This window comes from Pseudomonas sp. Z3-8, assembly GCF_051131975.1.
Taxonomy (GTDB): Bacteria; Pseudomonadota; Gammaproteobacteria; order Pseudomonadales; family Pseudomonadaceae; genus Aquipseudomonas.
The window spans coordinates 5,691,408-5,707,002 of the sequence record NZ_CP071643.1 but is presented as its reverse complement, the minus strand read 5'-3'; the positions used below and the strand labels follow the sequence as shown (position 1 = coordinate 5,707,002).

Sequence of the window (15,595 nt, the reverse complement as noted above, 5' to 3'; positions counted from 1 at the left end):
GTGTTAATTCGATTTTTGTCGGTGTTTTGAAGGCAAATTACCGGCTTTATGGTTTTTAATGCTTCAAATACCGATTTTTATCGGCTATAAAGGCGCTACTGTCCATCGCCTGGGAGATGATTCATGAGCCGTATCGTTACCGTAGCCGCCACGCAAATGGCCTGTTCCTGGGATCTCGAAGCGAACATCGAGACCGCCGAAAAGCTGGTCCGCCAGGCCGCTGCACAAGGCGCGCAGGTCATCCTTATCCAAGAATTGTTCGAGACGCCGTACTTCTGCCAGAAGCCGAACCCGGATTATTTGCAGTTGGCGACTCCGGTCGACGAGAACGTCGCCATCAAGCACTTCCAGAAAATTGCCGAAGAACTGCAGGTTGTGCTGCCGATCAGTTTTTTTGAACGGGCCGGGCATGCGCGTTTCAACAGCATTGCGATCATCGACGCCGACGGTCGCAACCTGGGCATCTACCGCAAGAGCCACATCCCGGACGGTCCTGGCTACCATGAGAAGTATTATTTCAACCCTGGCGATACCGGCTTCAAGGTGTGGAATACCCGCTATGCGAAAATCGGCGTAGGCATCTGCTGGGACCAATGGTTTCCGGAGTGCGCCCGCAGCATGGCGTTGCAAGGTGCGGAAATTCTGTTTTACCCGACCGCCATCGGCAGCGAACCGCACGACAAGACCATTTCATCGCGCGATCATTGGCAGCGTGTACAACAGGGCCATGCCGGCGCCAACCTGATGCCGCTGGTCGCCAGCAATCGCATCGGCAACGAAGAGCAGGATGGCTATGACATCACGTTCTACGGCTCCTCGTTCATCGCCAATCAGTTCGGTGAAAAAGTCCAGGAATTGAACGAGACCGAAGAAGGCGTGCTGGTACACAGCTTCGACCTCGACGAACTGGAACACATTCGCAGTGCCTGGGGCACTTTCCGTGATCGGCGCCCGAACCTGTACGGCGCGATCAAAACCCTCGACGGCTCACTGGAGTCCTGAATCATGACAACTTTGCACAGCACTCCGCGCGCGGACGGTTTTTACATGCCTGCCGAGTGGGCGCCCCAGACCCAGGTCTGGATGATCTGGCCCGAGCGCCCGGATAACTGGCGCCTGGGCGGCAAGCCCGCGCAGGCCGCCCATGTGGCGGTTGCCAAGGCCATCGCCCGTTTCGAGCCGGTCACCGTGGCGGTATCCGCCGCCCAATACGAAAACGCTCGGGCGCGGCTCGATGTGCCGAATATCCGCCTGGTGGAAATGTCCAGCGACGACGCCTGGGTCCGGGACACAGGCCCGACGTTCGTGATCAACAACAACGGCGAAGTGCGCGGTGTCGATTGGGACTTCAATTCCTGGGGCGGCTTCGAGGGTGGCTTGTATTCCCCATGGAACCGGGACTCGCTGGTGGCCGGCAAGATTCTCGAAATCGAGCGCAGCCCGCGCTACCGCACCGAGGGCTTCGTCCTCGAAGGTGGTTCGATTCATGTCGATGGCGAAGGCACCTTGATCACCACCGAGGAATGCCTGCTCAACCACAATCGCAACCCGCACCTGAACCGCCAGGAAATCGAGGCGGTGCTCAGTGCCCAATTGGCGGTGGACAAGATCATCTGGCTGCCCGATGGCCTGTTCAATGACGAAACCGACGGCCATGTGGATAACTTCTGCTGCTACGTACGCCCTGGTGAAGTGCTGCTGGCCTGGACCGACGACCCGCAGGACCCGAACTATGCCCGCTGCCACGCGGCGATGGATGTGCTGCAAAACAGCACCGACGCCAAGGGCCGCTCGTTCACGGTGCATAAAATGCCGATTCCCGGGCCGCTGTACGCCACCGAAGAAGAATGCGCCGGCGTGGACGTGGTGCACGGCTCACAGGAGCGCAAACCTGGCGAGCGTCTGGCCGGCTCTTATGTGAACTTCCTGATCGTCAATGGCGGCATCATCGCCCCGAGTTTCGACGATCCACTGGACAGCACGGCCAGGCAAATCCTGCAGGACCTCTTTCCCCAGCACGAAGTCATCATGGTGCCTGGGCGAGAGCTGTTACTGGGGGGCGGAAATATCCATTGTCTTACCCAACAGCAACCTGCCGCGCACACAAAATGAGTGGGGATGTAACAGCTCGGTGACGGGAGTCGCAGCAGCTCTATACCGGTGCTTTTGGATCCATCCTGGCAAGCCCGCGCTCCCATTGGGGCGCGGGCTTTTTTGTGCGCGGTTCGTCGGCGAGCCGTTTACCTTGGCATAGCTCTTGTATCGACATCCGTGCAGTTCTGGGGAGTGGAGCTGCGTTGTATTGTCACAAACCTTGGATAAATTGGCCGCTCATCAACCAGGAGAGGGCGCTGGAATGAATATGATAAGCGAGCGCACATGCCATCCCTTGGCCGTAAATGGTGAGTCGCTTCAAGCGTTGGCGCAGTGGTTGAAGTCCAATGGCACGCGTCAGATCAGAGAACCTGATCCGCGCCGGATGATCATCGAGCGCTACCCCGTTGGCCTGTTCAGCGAGGCGGAGCTGGAAGCGTTGTGGGATGTCATGCAGGGATAGAATTCGAAGGATTGATAAAAAGCGCTGGCCGAAAGGCTGGCGCTTTTTTTATGGGTGTGCTTTTTCACCTGATTTACCGAAGATTCACGAAATTGACACGGACTTCAGGGCGCGACTAGGATTCGCCCCACGCCTGTGGCCAACAGCCATGACTCTTAAATAATAAAAAGGCCCGACACGATCATTCCGTGGCCGGGCCTTTTCATTATTTCCAGGAGCAAGAGTCCGAAAAAGAGCGCAAAAAAGCGCCATTTCGGTTGCCGGTTACGGTGCGTATCAACCCGTACAAGGAAAATAATCATGTTGAACAAACGCTTTACTTTGCTAGCACTGGGGATTTTGAGCACAACACACGCCATGGCCAGCGATCAGTCCGAGTCCAAGGGGTTCGTCGAAGACAGCAGCCTGAAAGTCCTGTTGCGCAACGCCTACATCAACCGCGACTACAAGGATGGCAACAAAGACAAGGCCGAATGGGGCCAGGCCGCCATCGGTACGTTCTCGTCCGGCTTCACCCAAGGCACCGTGGGCGTAGGCGTGGATGCGTTCGGCTTGTATGCACTGCGTCTGGACGGCGGCAAGGGGCGCACCGGTGCACAAGGCATCGATTTCTTCAAGAAAGGCGACAGCGGCAACGCGGCCGATGATCTCTCCAAATTCGGCGCCGCGGTGAAATTCCGTGTCTCCAACACAGTGCTGGCCTACGGCGACCAGATGCCGGCCCTGCCGGTGTTGAACTACGACAATTCGCGCCTGCTGCCAGAAAGCTACACCGGCACGCTGATCACCTCCAAGGAGATCAAAGGGCTCGAACTGAACGCCGGCCGTTTCACCGCCGAGTCCCGTAAAAGCGCTGAAGGCCGTGACAGCGGTGGCTTGAAATCGATCAACGTACTGGGCGGCAGCTACCAGTTCACCGAGCAATTCAAGGCTTCGCTCTACGCCTCCGATGTCGAAGACGTATTGAAGAAGCAATACGTGAACGCCAATTACGTGTTCCCGTTGGCCAAGGACCAATCCCTGACCCTGGACTTCAACGGCTATCGCACCAAGCTGGACGACAGCTATGTTCGCGAAAACGGCGTCACTGGTGACGACAACAAAATCTGGAGCCTGGCGGCAACTTTCGCCACCGGCCCGCACAGCTTCACGCTCGCCCACCAGCGCAGCACCGGCGACAGCAACCTGGGCTACGCCTACGGCGGCTATCAACGTGATCAGAATCGTGTCGGCGACGGTGGTAACACCATCTATCTGGCGAACTCCTACTGGTCCGACTTCAACGCCGAAGACGAACGCAGTTGGCAGCTGGGCTACGGCCTGGACTTCACCACCTTCGGTGTACCGGGCCTGACCTACAACGTGGCCTATGTGCGTGGCGACAACATCACCACATCCACCAGCGAAGGCGGCACCGAACGCGAGATCTTCAACCAGTTCAAATACGTGGTCCAGAGCGGCCCGGCCAAGGACCTGAGCGTACGCTTGCGCAGCTCGGTCCTGCGCGTGTCGCAGAAATCCAGTGAATACAACGTCAGCGGTAATGAGCTGCGGGTGTTTGTGGATTATCCGATCAACGTTTTTTGATGATTCACGCTGTCTGAAACGCGTCTCGACCGGGTTCGGGACGCGCCTCGCCTGATGAAGAATGCCGTTGTCTCCCGGCGAGAGGACGGCTTTCTTCCCATACCCTTTCGACAGCATCAGCCTTGTTCCAGGATAAGGTCCTCGAGCAGCGCATCGCGCAGGTTTTCCGAAGCATCCACCCGGCTGACGAAACGGGAAATTTTCTGCTTCAGATTGTTTTCTGACCAAGCGGCGTGAACACCTGGATGCTCTTCTTCCAGCCATTGCAGCAGAAGGCCGACGTGCATGGACCCGTTCTCGTCCGGCAACCTGTCGAGCATCTCCTGCGGAATGTCCCACCATGGCCAGTCCCTGACAGCCGGAACTCTCCTTGGACCGATCTCCAAGGCCTTGCCGTTTATCAGGTATCGATCGAACGTCGGCAACACCTGCCCGGCCGCCGCGCCGAGCTTTTCAAGCAGCGGATAAATGAACCGCCCATCCCAGAACCGGAAAAACACCGGGTTCCCGTCCGGCATCCGCACTTGCGTCAAGCTGCGCAGATGCGTCAGTACCTCGCCGGGTTCGCAGTGGGACACGGCCAGCCAGCCCCAATCGAGGGCATCGTTCCCAGCGATCCACGTCAGGAACGCCGAGTCGGGTTCGAGCTTGGTGACATAGGGCATCACCGCTTGCCAGGCGGCGTAGGGGGTGTCGCTCCAGATGGGCAGCAATGGATGAGCGAGAACTGAAGTGCGAAGGGCTTGCAACGCACCGGCTTCGCTCGCTGCGCTGATGATCAGGTACAGGTGTTCGTTTTCCTGCAACGGCTGTTGCGCCAGCCATGTCCTGGGATCGAGGGGCGTGAACGCCGATGGCGCCATGAGGCTCTCCTTGCCGAAAGGTGGTGTCGGAACCGGGATTTGTCCCGGGGCCCCACGTCTATCAAGGAATGAGCCAGGTAATTGGGAACGCCCGCGAGCCGGCGGGTCCAGGGTTTTTCAGGAATGCTTCAGGCGGGCTGGGCCGGTTTTTTCACAGAAAAATGCCTAACAGGTGGCGTGGTGCTGCGTCGGTTTTTGCGCATTCAGGGCAGCGGCAATGTTTTTACCAGCGCTTGCTTTAAAAAGGACCTCTTGAGCGTGATCTCCATGGCAAAAAGTCGCACTAACGAAGTTTTTTGCACCGTTTCAAGCGCGGCTTGAAATGCCTCAAATACTTTCTCATGGACGGAAATCCTGCACCTAATAGATTAGTCCGCTCATTGCAGTGGAGACCTGAGAAAAATGATCGTACTGAACAGGGAAGTGGGCGAAGCGCTAAGGCGTGACAAATACGTCAACGTCCGCGGTGGTGACTTCAATCTCTACGGTCATTTCGGCGACTTTGTCCGGCTGACCAAAAGCTGGGAAAACATGGAGCCCGACAGCTATTACGGTCAGGCCGAGTCCGGCATGCGTTTCCGTCGCTATAGCGATTTCGAATACAACCCCGCAACCCGTGAGCTCAAGCAACTCGAGCACCGGGCCTATGTCCAGTCCAAGGCCAACAACAGCTATGTCGGCGGGCTGGAGCGGCACTTCCAGGATTTCTCCAACGAAGTGATCAATTCGCCGGTCATGCGCAGCCTGATCGACACGGACTTCGAGGTGTACAAGAACGTCCTTCCGCAGGAATTGCACGATGAGATCTGGCAGTGCCAGATCCACCAGATCCGCATCGAGATCAAGCCGGGCAAGCAATTGGAAATCACCCCCGAGGGCATCCATTGCGATGGGTATCCGTTCAGCGGCGTGCACTTCTGGGGCCGCAACAATGTGGCGGGCGCTGAAAGCCGTCTCTACAGTCCCCAGGAAGAGCAACTGGCGGCGACCACCTACGAGGACATCCTCGACACGACGTTCTTCCTTGATCGCGACATGCGCCATTACGTGACCCCTGCCCGCAACACCCATAGCCATGAAATGGCCTTCAGGCAGATTCTGGCGATTTCCTTTTCGCGGCCCGGGACCGCTTTCGACATTGTTCGCTGAACAGCTCGAACCCATGGATGAGTCGGCGCAGCAGGTCCTGCTGCGCCGGGCCATGGTCAGGGACGCCGAACGACTGGAGCAGTTTTTTCGCGGTTTTGCCGAAGTGTCATTCTGCGAATGGCAGGATGCCCGGTTCCTGCGCGGGGTGTTGCTGCAGGAAACCACCACTGCCTACCTGGCCTTCGATGCGACGGGTGACGTCGTCGGCGCGGTCATCGGCGGTATGCTTGGCACTCGCGGCACCATCAATCACCTGGCCGTCAGCCCAAGGCATCGCACTCAAGGCCTGGGCCAGCGGCTGGTGGAGGCGGCATCGGCCGACATGAAGCGGGTCGGCGTGCTGCGCATGTTTCTGTTCGTCGACGAAGCCAATCTGGCCGGCAAGCGTTTCTGGGCGGCCCAAGGGTTTTGCGAACCCCGGGGTGAAATCACTTTCGAGAGGGATTTATGAACAAGACTTCCAGCCAGCCGCTGGCGGTCGAACCACAAGCCTCGCGAACCTTTGCTGAAGCCAGTCCGGTGGTAGCGGGTTATTTCACGGTTTCGTTTGTGTTCGGTCTGATGGCGGTCAACGCCGGCTTGCCTTTGTGGCTGCCAGTTGCGATGTGCCTGTTCGTGTACGCGGGAGCTTCACAATTCGCCGCGCTGGCGTTGATTTCCAGCGGGGCCTCCTTGACCACCATCGTGCTGACGACATTCCTGATCAATGCCCGTCACATGCTGATGTCTGTCTATATGGCCAAGGCTTTGCGAGCACTGGGGCTTAGCCGCTTCGAGCGCTGGTGCTACGCGTCGGGGCTCACCGATGAATCGTTCGCTTTCCACAGCGTCAAGCTTGGCAGCGGGGCGCCGGTAAGCGTGCGCTACCTGATCGGTTTCAACCTCTTCTGCCACACGTCTTGGGTGCTGGGCGGTTTGCTGGGTGCTGTCTGTGCGCAATACGCCGCGCACCTGATCAAGTATCAGCTCGATTACGCCCTGACCGCGATGATGCTCTATGTGCTGGTTTCGCTGTGCAACACCCGTAACAAACTGATCGCGGCGCTGGCGGCCGTGGCCTGCATGGGCGCGCTGAGCCTGCTGGGCAGTTCGCCGTTCAACGTATTCATTGCCACGTTTTTTGGCTGCGGGGTGGGCGTATGCCTGACCAAACGTTCCTGATCCTGGTTGTGGTCCTGATGATGGCCGTGACCTTCCTGCCCCGGGCCTTGCCGCTGCAGGTCAACGCCGAAAACTGGCCACCCTTCGTTGCCCGTGCACTGGAATACCTGCCGGTGGCGATCGTCGCTGCGATCACCCTGACGCCGTTGTTGATCAAGGACCAGCAGATACAGCTCGACCGTCCAGAGTTCTACGCCGCGATTCCGACCCTGCTATGTGCGTATTTCAGCCGCAACCTGTTTCTCAGTGTGGCGGTGGGCACGGCGGCGTATATCGCGCTCGGTTCTTTCCTGTAGCGTCAGGTCCACCACATCATGCAGCGCCTGGTCGGAAAGCTCAGGGTTGTTTACCGCCAGGCGTACCTCCAGGAAGTCCTCGAAATCCGGGAAGATAGCCAAGCCGTTGCGCAGCGCCGCGTCCCGGGAGACAAGGCCCAAACCGTCGAGCTGGGTAATCAACGACAGCGTCAGGGTTTCGCTGCAGGAATAGACCATTCGCTGGCTCGGCCCGTATTCACCGAGACCGGCATCGAGGAAGCGCAGGAAACTGCGCGAATAAGGACATTCCTCGGCCGGACGCACCTGGAACCGGTCACCCAGCAGGCCAAGGGAATCATCTTCTTCGCCACAATGAGCGCCGACCACGCGTACCTGGACATCCGGCATCGGAATGCTGGTAAATCCGCTCGGCTGTCCGACCAGGATCGCCAGGTCAAAATGCTCGTTCTTGAGCTTGCTCAGGTTCTCCATCGATTCGGCGTAGCTGAACTCCAACTGATACTGGGGGAAAACGGCGATCAGGCGTTCGATCATCCGTCGATTGAATTCCGCCGGCAGCGTCGTGTTGAGCGCTACCTTGAGGGTACGTCGCCTGGGCGCCTTGAGCGCCGCGACTTTTTCCTCCAGCTGCCGGGTGGCCGCGAGGACCTGGTCCATGAAGGGCGTCAGTTCCGAGCCCTGGCTGGTCAATGCGAGGCCTTTGTTCGAGCGGCGGAACAACCGAAACCCGAATTGTTCCTCGACCTTGTTCAGTTGTGCCGCCAATGCCTGCACCGTCAGGCACGACTGCTCCGCCGCAGCCGACAACGAGCCGGTCTGCACGATGCGCATGAGGTTGCGTAAGGTTCTGCTATCCATGAGGTAATGCCCTCTGCTTAAGTGGGCTCGCTGTTATTTGGCACCTGGCCAGGGTCTGGCGGTGCGATGCTGGCTATCATCAAGCACCTTGCCACGGTTGTCGCGGTTTTGTGGCGAAAAGCTCCGGCAGGCGATGATTGGAGCTTATGCGCGATTCTGATTTTTTGCTGGTGCTGTGTATAGGCCGAAACATCTGCGGGTAAATCCAGACTTCCTGGTCTTTAATCTATTCGCTTGCGAATTAAAACTTAATTTTTATCCGTTTATGTATTAGTCTTTACGCAACAGTCCGTAATACAGGAGCCCAAACCTCATGGCGACTTCCTCCATCACGCTCAACGCACAGCAACAATTGGATTCCCCGGACGCGGGTCGAATCGCGTTGAAGTTCTTCTTCAACCTCATGGAGTTGTGGGGCTGCAGCGTCGAGCAGCAGCGCACGCTGTTGGGCAAGGTAGGGAACACGACTTTCTACAAGTACAAACAATTACCCGACAACGTAAGGCTGCCGCGCGATACCCTCGAGCGAATCTCTTACCTCATGGGTATTCATAAAGCCCTGAGCATCATCTTCAGCAACAGCCGGGACCGCGTGTATCAATGGGTCAGCAGTCCCAATAACGCGGCGCCATTTAACGGCCAGTCGGCGCTTTCCTACATGCTGACCGGGCGAGTGGTGGACATCGCCGATGTGCGGCGATACCTCGACGGAGTGCGCGGCTGATGACGCCACCACTGGCGGACCCGCAATGGAAACGGGCCTATCGGATCGTCAACAGCAGCTTTCCGCCGATCACGCTGTTCGAAGACGTGCTTGATCCCGAAGACCTGCCCACCGCCTACGCCCTCGAAGCGCTGACCAATGACCGGCTCATGGAAGAGGCCGGCGTGCTGTCCCGGGTACGCCCCGAAGACCGGGTTTCCGGCCCGGGCTCGTCGCCGGTGATGGCGGCATTCACCCACATCGGCAAGCGCAGCCGCTTCAGCGACGGCACATTCGGCGTCTACTACGCTGCCAGCAGCCAGGAAGCCGCGATTGCCGAGACCTGCTACCACCAGGCACGCTTCCTTGGCGCGACCAACGAGCCCGACCTGGAGTTGACCATGCGCACCTACGTCAACAAGATCGTCAAACCCCTGCACGACATTCGCCACGACTATCCCCATCTGCACAACCCGGACCCTGACGCCTACGGCCCGTCCCAGGTATTTGCCCGGGAGCTGCGGGAAACCTTGTCGTGGGGATTGCTGTACAACAGCGTCCGCTTGCCCGGTCACGAATGCGTGGCCGCGTTTCGCCCGCCGGCGGTGTCGATTCCGGTGCAGGGCAAGCACATTCGTTACGTGTGGAGTGCGCAGAAACGGGAGATTTCGTTTGTATTCGAGGTGAGTCAGGTGTGAACAAGGAGCTGCCGTGCGCTAGCGGGCAAGCTCCTTTAGTCCAATTACATGTGGACGTGGTTGATCAAATCTTGAACTGTTGCACCGAAGCCTGCATCGAGCCCGCGGCGTCGTTCAGATGGTCAGCCGTTTTTGTCAGATCGTGAATCGAGCGGGTGTTTTCCCGAGACTGCTCGGCTATTGCTTCTACCCGCTGGGCCATTTCGTCACTGGCTTTTGATTGTTCGGCAATGGTCTGGGAGATTTCCTCCACCACTTCGGCGGCATGCCGTGCGCCCGTGCGGATTTCGCTGATCGACACGCCGGCCTGCTGGGCCAGGTTGACGCCTTCGTCCACGCGGCTGACGCAGGCCTGCATGTTCGCCACCGCATCCCGGGCGCTGGACTGGATGCGCTCGATCATCGCGGTGATCTCCTGGGTGGACTGAGTGGTGCGCGCCGCCAGGTTGCGCACCTCATCGGCCACCACCGCAAAACCGCGGCCCGCCTCGCCGGCTCGAGCAGCTTCGATAGCGGCGTTGAGGGCCAGCAGATTGGTCTGTTCGGCGATGCTCTTGATCACTTGGATGATCGAATGGATATCCTCGGACGACGCATCCAGGGCGGTGATCTTGCTGGAAGACTGGTTGACCACCTCGGCGATCCGGTTCATGCCTTCCACCACCCCCAGAATCACTTGCCCACCGCTGCTCGCCAGTTGTTCGGACTGCGCCGAAATCGTCCGCGCGCTGTCGGCGTGCTGATGGATCTGGCTGATGTTCGCCATCATCTGCTCCATGCTCGCCGCCATGCTGGTAGCGCTCTGGGCTTGCTGGTCGGCGCTGGACACAATCTGCCGCGCCGTATCGCCCAGATTGCGGGACGTGCCATGCAACTCATCGCTCTGGCTACGGATCGTCGCGATCATCTGCCGCAAGTTGGCCTGCATCTGTTCGATCACCGCCTGTAACTGGCCCAGCTCATCATCGCCATGAGGGCCCATCGAGCGCTGCAAATCGCCTTGAGAAATCGCCTGGGTATTGATGATGATCTTGTTCAGCGGCGTGAGCACCGCCTTGAGCAGGCTCCATGACAGCAATGCAAGCGCCACGCAGGTGGCCAGCAAGGTAATGATCAACCAGCGCTCCGAGGTATGGATGCTGTGGTCCTGATGTTCGCGAGAAACTTGCGCCTGGCTTTCGATCAATTCGCTGACCGCTTCGTTACGCTCTTCCAGCGCCGAAAATGCTTTATCGAACTCAGTACGCAACGCCCGGCCATCCTGAGCCCCGCTCAACGCCTTGCCAATCACTTGCTTCGCCGAGGCGATATAGGCCTCGGCCTGAGGCTTCAGCTCGGCAATGGTTTGTGAAATCGTACCCGGCAACCGAGCTTCGGCGTTCTCCGCGATAACCTTGCGCATCCGCTGCGAATGCTCGTCGAACGCCTCGGTGACTTCCTTCGCGCCCTCGGCATCTCCCGGTGCAACCAGCAAGGCAGCCAACACATCGCCACGAATGGCGTCGTGCATCATGTCCGCCTCCATGTGCTTGCGCATCGCCGAAATACTGGTCTCGTTCTGCGCCAGGGCCTCGGTCATGGCGTGGTAACCCCACAGCCCGATACCACCCAGCAACAGCGCAAAAAACAGGCTGACCAACCCCGAACCTACAACCTTGGTGCGGATTTTCATCGCTTGTTGCTCCTGGAGCGGGGGATTTCGGGCAAGTGTAGATGAGCGCTCGCCGAGCCTTGGAAAGGCATGCTCTTGATTGAGGCTATCGGCGGCGAAAATAAATAGATGAATGCTCCACTAATCTCGTGGCGAGGGAGCTTGCTCCCGCTGGGCTGCGAAGCGGCCCCTCTTTGCACAGACGAAACCCAATGCTGCCCCGCACACGGAGCAGCATCGCGTCACTGCCCCTTATGCGGGATTACTCCCCGGCGCCTCCAGCACCTTTACTACGTCGTCGATAACGGCTTTGCTCATCTCCTGCAAATAACACGACGCCCAAGCATAACGATCCGTACCCCGAACCATCGCCGCATCATCGGCCAGACGCATGGCAATGTGGAGAAGATCGGATGCATGGGAGAGGGCTTCGCCGATGGGAATGCCGCTGTTGACGCGGAACAGGGGGCGGTCGGAGTGGTAGGAGAAGGGGGTTAGGCCTGGGGTTTTGAGGTCTTTGGGATTGGTCATTGCGCGCCTCCGATCGCCAATTGGCGGCGGGTGGCTGGCAAAGTGATAAAGCGAGACTGCAGCAGATCCATGGCGTGCATCGATAGACTCCCATATCAGTTGAGAGCTGCCACGTTCGTTCTCAGGCGAATGGGTGGCAGCTGTGCGCAGGCTGAGAAACCGGAGATACAGGAACCCGGCAGACCCGAAGGTCTCCCACGCACAGCCGCCATTGCACGGATTGCGGACATAAAAAAACGCCGCAAAACGTGATTCGGGCGCTGTAGCGCCTGCATCTTACCCGGGTTCTCAGGCCCGGTCGCTGAATTGGCAGCGACGGTTGGAGAGTAGCGGGCGATTGGGTAGGGTGCAATCGTGGCGCTATGCTGGCGGGTGAGGTTTAGGTAATTTTATGGTGCAGTCGAAAGATACTCATCATAGGTAATCGTGAAAGCAGTGCTTGCTGATGTCGTCGCAGCTCTCCAATCAAGCGTAGAAAGCGTGCCGGCCCGAAACTTCATCATTGAGGTAGTCATGACCGAAATAACTCTAAACCTGCCGGAACATCCTTCGAGCTCTCCTGCTGACCTGCCTAGGATGGACGGAGTTGACAATCACATCCTTCGCGACTGTACCGAGCATGAGAAGGCTTTGGCCGCACAGATTGAAATGGCCGTAGACGAGGCCGATCGAGGGAGATTCGCCTCCGCTGATCTGGTTGCTGCGATGCGCGCCCGGCGCTGGGGGACGATGTAGCTTGAGCGAGTGGTTTGAGAGGAAGTGTGTCGGGGCTCAAGCGCAGTCTCTTCTACCGCTAGAAACAACAAAGCCCTCGCATTTCTGCGAGGGCTTCGTTTTGTATGGTGCGGCACCAGGAGTCGAAAGACTTTATATCTATATGATTTATAATTTATTTATTGTTAGGGTTATGCGCTTCTATCTCTAAAACTATCCTCGGGCACTCGCCCGATTGTCTTCCACTAGGAACGTAGTAGGTTCTGCATCAGAGCCAAACCACCAAATGATCACGGAGATGATAGTGAGCCCGAAAAAAACTCTGCCTGGCAAAGTGAAAATGCCTGGACGCGATTTACGTAAAGCGCAGCTCGTTTAGCTGGCTTCAACTTTATCGCTTTCCGCCTCGTCAAAATTTGGATTTCTGTATCCGGGCGCAAACATTGAGCTCTCCACCCCGTACAAAGCCAAGGGATCGCTAAGCCATAGGCGGTAGGCCTTGTCTTTGATGCTGTGGTCAGGCGAGGAGTCCACGTGGTACTGCTGCAAGACGTACCCAGCCATGGCCGCACGAACTCGAAGCCTTAGGACACCGTCAGGCATGTCGTAGTCGCACATCATGATCTGTGCACAATCCTTATCAGGATGAGGGACAAGAGGGAGGTCGAGCATTCGATTCCACTGGTCATCGTTCTTCTGGTTCTCTTTGGCGAGTGGCTTTTCTCCCAGTTGAACTTGAGCAGATCCGATTCGAGCTAGAACAAAGTCCACAAACTTTCCGCGCTTACGATCGTACGCGCGGACGTGCCAGCGCAAGCCGTCGCAACTGATAGCGAACGGCACAATTTCCCGTTCAGATTTTCCCGAGCCCGAGGTGTAGCTGATTTTCACCACTTGGTTGAGGCTGATTGCGCGCGAGATTGGCGCCAAAACCTCTACTTTCGGCTTGCTGAGCAGCAAAACCGATTCATTTAGGATGAATGGCTTCTCTCCATCCAGACCGTATCCGTACCCATGGGAGAGAGCCGTGAGCACGCGCTCAGGCGAATGCGCGACTAGAGGCGAGAACGTCTCGCGCATCACGTAGTGCTTGGTCACAGTGTCGAGCTCAGTGTTCTGAGGAGCAATCTCTCGATACTGCGCGAAATCACGGGTGGCAGCTGCCGCGCCCACCCCGAACCTATCCATGAGGTCAGTGCGTGAAACGGTCCCCGTGAAATACAGTCGGAAATCTATGTACACCAGACGCTCCCGTTGCGCCTGGCTATATTCGCTCAAATCAATCATTTGCTCTCCGTCTTGCCTTCTTACGGTATTGCCTTCTTACCTGCCTTGCGGAATGCCCCCAACGTCTGGTCGAGCGCATCTGAGATCCCACGATAGCACATGAGAGTGCTTGACGTAATCAAAATGACGATGATACATTTCGCTTATGGCTTGTTCTTATGCTCATCTGTAGCACCTTAGGCGCTTCAAAAAGATGGCTCGGATGAAATGTCAGAACGCCAGAAACACAAAAGCCGGTCAAGGTACGAACTTGACCGGCCTTCGGAAAAAGACGTCTGAATCGGCTCCAGGTGTCTCTCGCGCTTTGTGGAAAAAGCTTGTGGATGGTAGCCCCTATGGGGTCCTTTCGCAAGGGAGCGAGTTCTGTGTTTGAGCCATCTCGAAGGAGGCATTCCATGTCCCAGCTTGAGATGTTCGAAAAACCCGATGGGGAAGGCGAGGTTATCTACCGGATGACCATCACCACCAAGTCGGGGAAGGTGATTCGACGTGCTAACGGGCAACCGTTCCGTATCGTCATTCGCCCAAAAGCGACCAATTGATAATCGCTTAAACAGAGCCCAGGACACATTTTGTGTCCTGAAGGCCACTCGCTTCGTATATGAAAGGGTTACGACATGTCTAGATGTACAGCACCAATACGCGGACATAGCTCAGCTGCAGCGGCAGCGGCCTGCCCTGCGTGCCGCTACCGCAGCAGCTCTCGCTCCTACACCCCATCATTTGGTAGCAGTGGGAGTAGCTATAGCAGCTATAGCAATAGTGGCGGGGCTGGCAGATCGGGCGGTGGTTCAAGGCCACGCTGGTCCAAAGCTGGTTCGTCCGTGTCATACACATTGGATCAAGTGCAATCACTTCAGCCAATTCGCCAGACCATTGAGACGCGAGCAGCGGCGCAACCTGACCTGCGTGACGTATTTCTGTGCCACGCGTGGGACGATCGGCAAGGGGCGGCCAAAGAGCTGCACGAGCTTCTAGTAGCTGCTGGTGTCAAGGTTTGGTTTAGCGAGAAGGATCTTGGGCTCGGTGTTCCGATGATGCGCGCCATCGACAAAGGCTTAGCAAATTCGCGAATTGGACTCGTGCTGGTGACTCCCGCGCTGTTGGCTCGCCTCCCCAAAGAAAGCGTTGCCGACAAAGAGCTTTCCACGCTCTTGGCGAGTAACCAACTAGTTCCCATCGTGCATAACACTACATACGACGCACTTCGCAATGTCAGCCCGTTACTCGCCTCCCGAAGCGGCCTGGACACCGCTGAAGATTCGATGTCGGTGATAGCTGAAAAGATTGCCGAGTTGGTCGCGTTCTAGATTTGGCAATCAGTTGGTTCGTTATCCTGCTGCGCTTGCGTGAAAGAGTTCTTCGTTTTATTCGAATAGACTGACCGCTGGAGAAACTGTTAGCGCAAGAGTTGGAGCCTGTTTCCGATCCCTATCTGCTCTCTGTAAAGAGCAGATAGGGGTCGGTTGGCAGCGTAGGGCTCGGGTGTAGCAGCTTTGGCTCGATAATTGCCATTGGTAATTGGCCGCAGGTTGTCATTGAATATCTATAGAGTGTT

The 15,595-nt window shown here is 57.5% G+C and carries 19 protein-coding genes; 14 read left to right on the top strand and 5 right to left on the bottom strand.

The genetic code is table 11. The annotated features are described in order from the left end of the window. The first annotated feature begins 123 nt into the window (after nucleotides 1-123). From aguB to J3P94_RS25935, 4 genes are all read left to right on the top strand, one after another. Complete coding sequence (gene aguB, locus J3P94_RS25950) at nucleotides 124-1,002, top strand: N-carbamoylputrescine amidase (protein WP_434570312.1); 879 nt, start codon at nucleotides 124-126, stop codon at nucleotides 1,000-1,002. A 3-nt stretch (nucleotides 1,003-1,005) separates the two neighbouring features. Continuing rightward, nucleotides 1,006-2,112 (top strand): agmatine deiminase, encoded by a 1,107-nt coding sequence (gene aguA, locus J3P94_RS25945; protein ID WP_434570310.1) that lies wholly within the window; start codon nucleotides 1,006-1,008, stop codon nucleotides 2,110-2,112. Nucleotides 2,113-2,356: 244 nt separating this feature from the next. Next, nucleotides 2,357-2,557, top strand: a complete 201-nt coding sequence (locus J3P94_RS25940; protein ID WP_305497506.1) for a hypothetical protein — start codon at nucleotides 2,357-2,359, stop codon at nucleotides 2,555-2,557. A gap of 300 nt (nucleotides 2,558-2,857) precedes the next feature. Next, on the top strand, nucleotides 2,858-4,144 hold the full coding sequence (locus J3P94_RS25935; protein ID WP_305497505.1) for an OprD family porin: 1,287 nt from the start codon (nucleotides 2,858-2,860) through the stop codon (nucleotides 4,142-4,144). 116 nt (nucleotides 4,145-4,260) lie between these two features. Here J3P94_RS25935 and J3P94_RS25930 read toward each other — a convergent pair whose 3' ends face one another. Then, nucleotides 4,261-5,007 (bottom strand): DUF4123 domain-containing protein, encoded by a 747-nt coding sequence (locus J3P94_RS25930; protein WP_434570307.1) that lies wholly within the window; start codon nucleotides 5,005-5,007, stop codon nucleotides 4,261-4,263. Between the two features lie 123 nt (nucleotides 5,008-5,130). Here J3P94_RS25930 and J3P94_RS25925 point away from each other — a divergent pair, with 123 nt between their 5' ends. From J3P94_RS25925 to J3P94_RS25905, 5 genes are all read left to right on the top strand, one after another. After that, nucleotides 5,131-5,328, top strand: coding sequence for a hypothetical protein (locus tag J3P94_RS25925; protein ID WP_434570305.1), 198 nt, complete (start codon nucleotides 5,131-5,133; stop codon nucleotides 5,326-5,328). 81 nt (nucleotides 5,329-5,409) lie between these two features. After that, nucleotides 5,410-6,156: a 2OG-Fe dioxygenase family protein gene (locus J3P94_RS25920; RefSeq protein ID WP_305497502.1), complete on the top strand. Its 747-nt coding sequence runs from the start codon at nucleotides 5,410-5,412 to the stop codon at nucleotides 6,154-6,156. A gap of 13 nt (nucleotides 6,157-6,169) precedes the next feature. Beyond that, on the top strand, nucleotides 6,170-6,607 hold the full coding sequence (locus J3P94_RS25915; RefSeq protein WP_434574309.1) for a GNAT family N-acetyltransferase: 438 nt from the start codon (nucleotides 6,170-6,172) through the stop codon (nucleotides 6,605-6,607). Beyond that, entirely contained in the window at nucleotides 6,604-7,317 is a 714-nt protein-coding gene (locus J3P94_RS25910; RefSeq protein WP_305497501.1) for an AzlC family ABC transporter permease, read from the top strand. Before J3P94_RS25915 ends, J3P94_RS25910 begins: the two co-directional genes overlap by 4 nt. After that, nucleotides 7,296-7,613, top strand: a complete 318-nt coding sequence (locus tag J3P94_RS25905; protein ID WP_434570302.1) for an AzlD domain-containing protein — start codon at nucleotides 7,296-7,298, stop codon at nucleotides 7,611-7,613. The genes J3P94_RS25910 and J3P94_RS25905 overlap by 22 nt, the downstream gene beginning before the upstream one ends. Here J3P94_RS25905 and J3P94_RS25900 read toward each other — a convergent pair. After that, the gene (locus tag J3P94_RS25900) at nucleotides 7,530-8,453 is read right to left on the bottom strand and encodes a LysR family transcriptional regulator (protein ID WP_434570300.1); all 924 of its coding nucleotides are present in this window, start codon (nucleotides 8,451-8,453) and stop codon (nucleotides 7,530-7,532) included. The genes J3P94_RS25905 and J3P94_RS25900 overlap by 84 nt on opposite strands. A gap of 313 nt (nucleotides 8,454-8,766) precedes the next feature. Here J3P94_RS25900 and J3P94_RS25895 point away from each other — a divergent pair, with 313 nt between their 5' ends. Both J3P94_RS25895 and J3P94_RS25890 read left to right on the top strand, forming a co-directional pair. Next, on the top strand, nucleotides 8,767-9,177 hold the full coding sequence (locus tag J3P94_RS25895) for an MbcA/ParS/Xre antitoxin family protein (protein WP_434570298.1): 411 nt from the start codon (nucleotides 8,767-8,769) through the stop codon (nucleotides 9,175-9,177). After that, entirely contained in the window at nucleotides 9,177-9,854 is a 678-nt protein-coding gene (locus tag J3P94_RS25890) for an RES family NAD+ phosphorylase (protein ID WP_434570296.1), read from the top strand. Before J3P94_RS25895 ends, J3P94_RS25890 begins: the two co-directional genes overlap by 1 nt. A gap of 64 nt (nucleotides 9,855-9,918) precedes the next feature. Here J3P94_RS25890 and J3P94_RS25885 read toward each other — a convergent pair whose 3' ends face one another. Together J3P94_RS25885 and J3P94_RS25880 are read right to left on the bottom strand one after the other, a co-directional pair. Continuing rightward, on the bottom strand, nucleotides 9,919-11,526 hold the full coding sequence (locus J3P94_RS25885; RefSeq protein WP_434570294.1) for a methyl-accepting chemotaxis protein: 1,608 nt from the start codon (nucleotides 11,524-11,526) through the stop codon (nucleotides 9,919-9,921). 231 nt (nucleotides 11,527-11,757) lie between these two features. Next, nucleotides 11,758-12,036, bottom strand: coding sequence for a DUF3077 domain-containing protein (locus J3P94_RS25880; RefSeq protein WP_434570292.1), 279 nt, complete (start codon nucleotides 12,034-12,036; stop codon nucleotides 11,758-11,760). Between the two features lie 513 nt (nucleotides 12,037-12,549). Between J3P94_RS25880 and J3P94_RS25875 the strand changes: the two genes are divergently transcribed. Next, nucleotides 12,550-12,771 carry a CopG family transcriptional regulator gene (locus tag J3P94_RS25875; RefSeq protein WP_434570290.1) on the top strand — a complete coding sequence of 74 codons (222 nt, stop codon included), beginning with the start codon at nucleotides 12,550-12,552 and terminating at the stop codon, nucleotides 12,769-12,771. A gap of 354 nt (nucleotides 12,772-13,125) precedes the next feature. Here the strand turns inward: J3P94_RS25875 and J3P94_RS25870 are convergent, their stop codons facing one another. Next, nucleotides 13,126-14,037, bottom strand: a complete 912-nt coding sequence (locus tag J3P94_RS25870; protein ID WP_434570288.1) for a helix-turn-helix transcriptional regulator — start codon at nucleotides 14,035-14,037, stop codon at nucleotides 13,126-13,128. 395 nt (nucleotides 14,038-14,432) lie between these two features. Between J3P94_RS25870 and J3P94_RS25865 the strand changes: the two genes are divergently transcribed. Both J3P94_RS25865 and J3P94_RS25860 read left to right on the top strand, forming a co-directional pair. Continuing rightward, nucleotides 14,433-14,579, top strand: a complete 147-nt coding sequence (locus tag J3P94_RS25865) for a hypothetical protein (protein WP_322236052.1) — start codon at nucleotides 14,433-14,435, stop codon at nucleotides 14,577-14,579. A gap of 282 nt (nucleotides 14,580-14,861) precedes the next feature. Then, nucleotides 14,862-15,347, top strand: coding sequence for a toll/interleukin-1 receptor domain-containing protein (locus tag J3P94_RS25860; RefSeq protein WP_322236050.1), 486 nt, complete (start codon nucleotides 14,862-14,864; stop codon nucleotides 15,345-15,347). Nucleotides 15,348-15,595 lie beyond the last annotated feature (248 nt).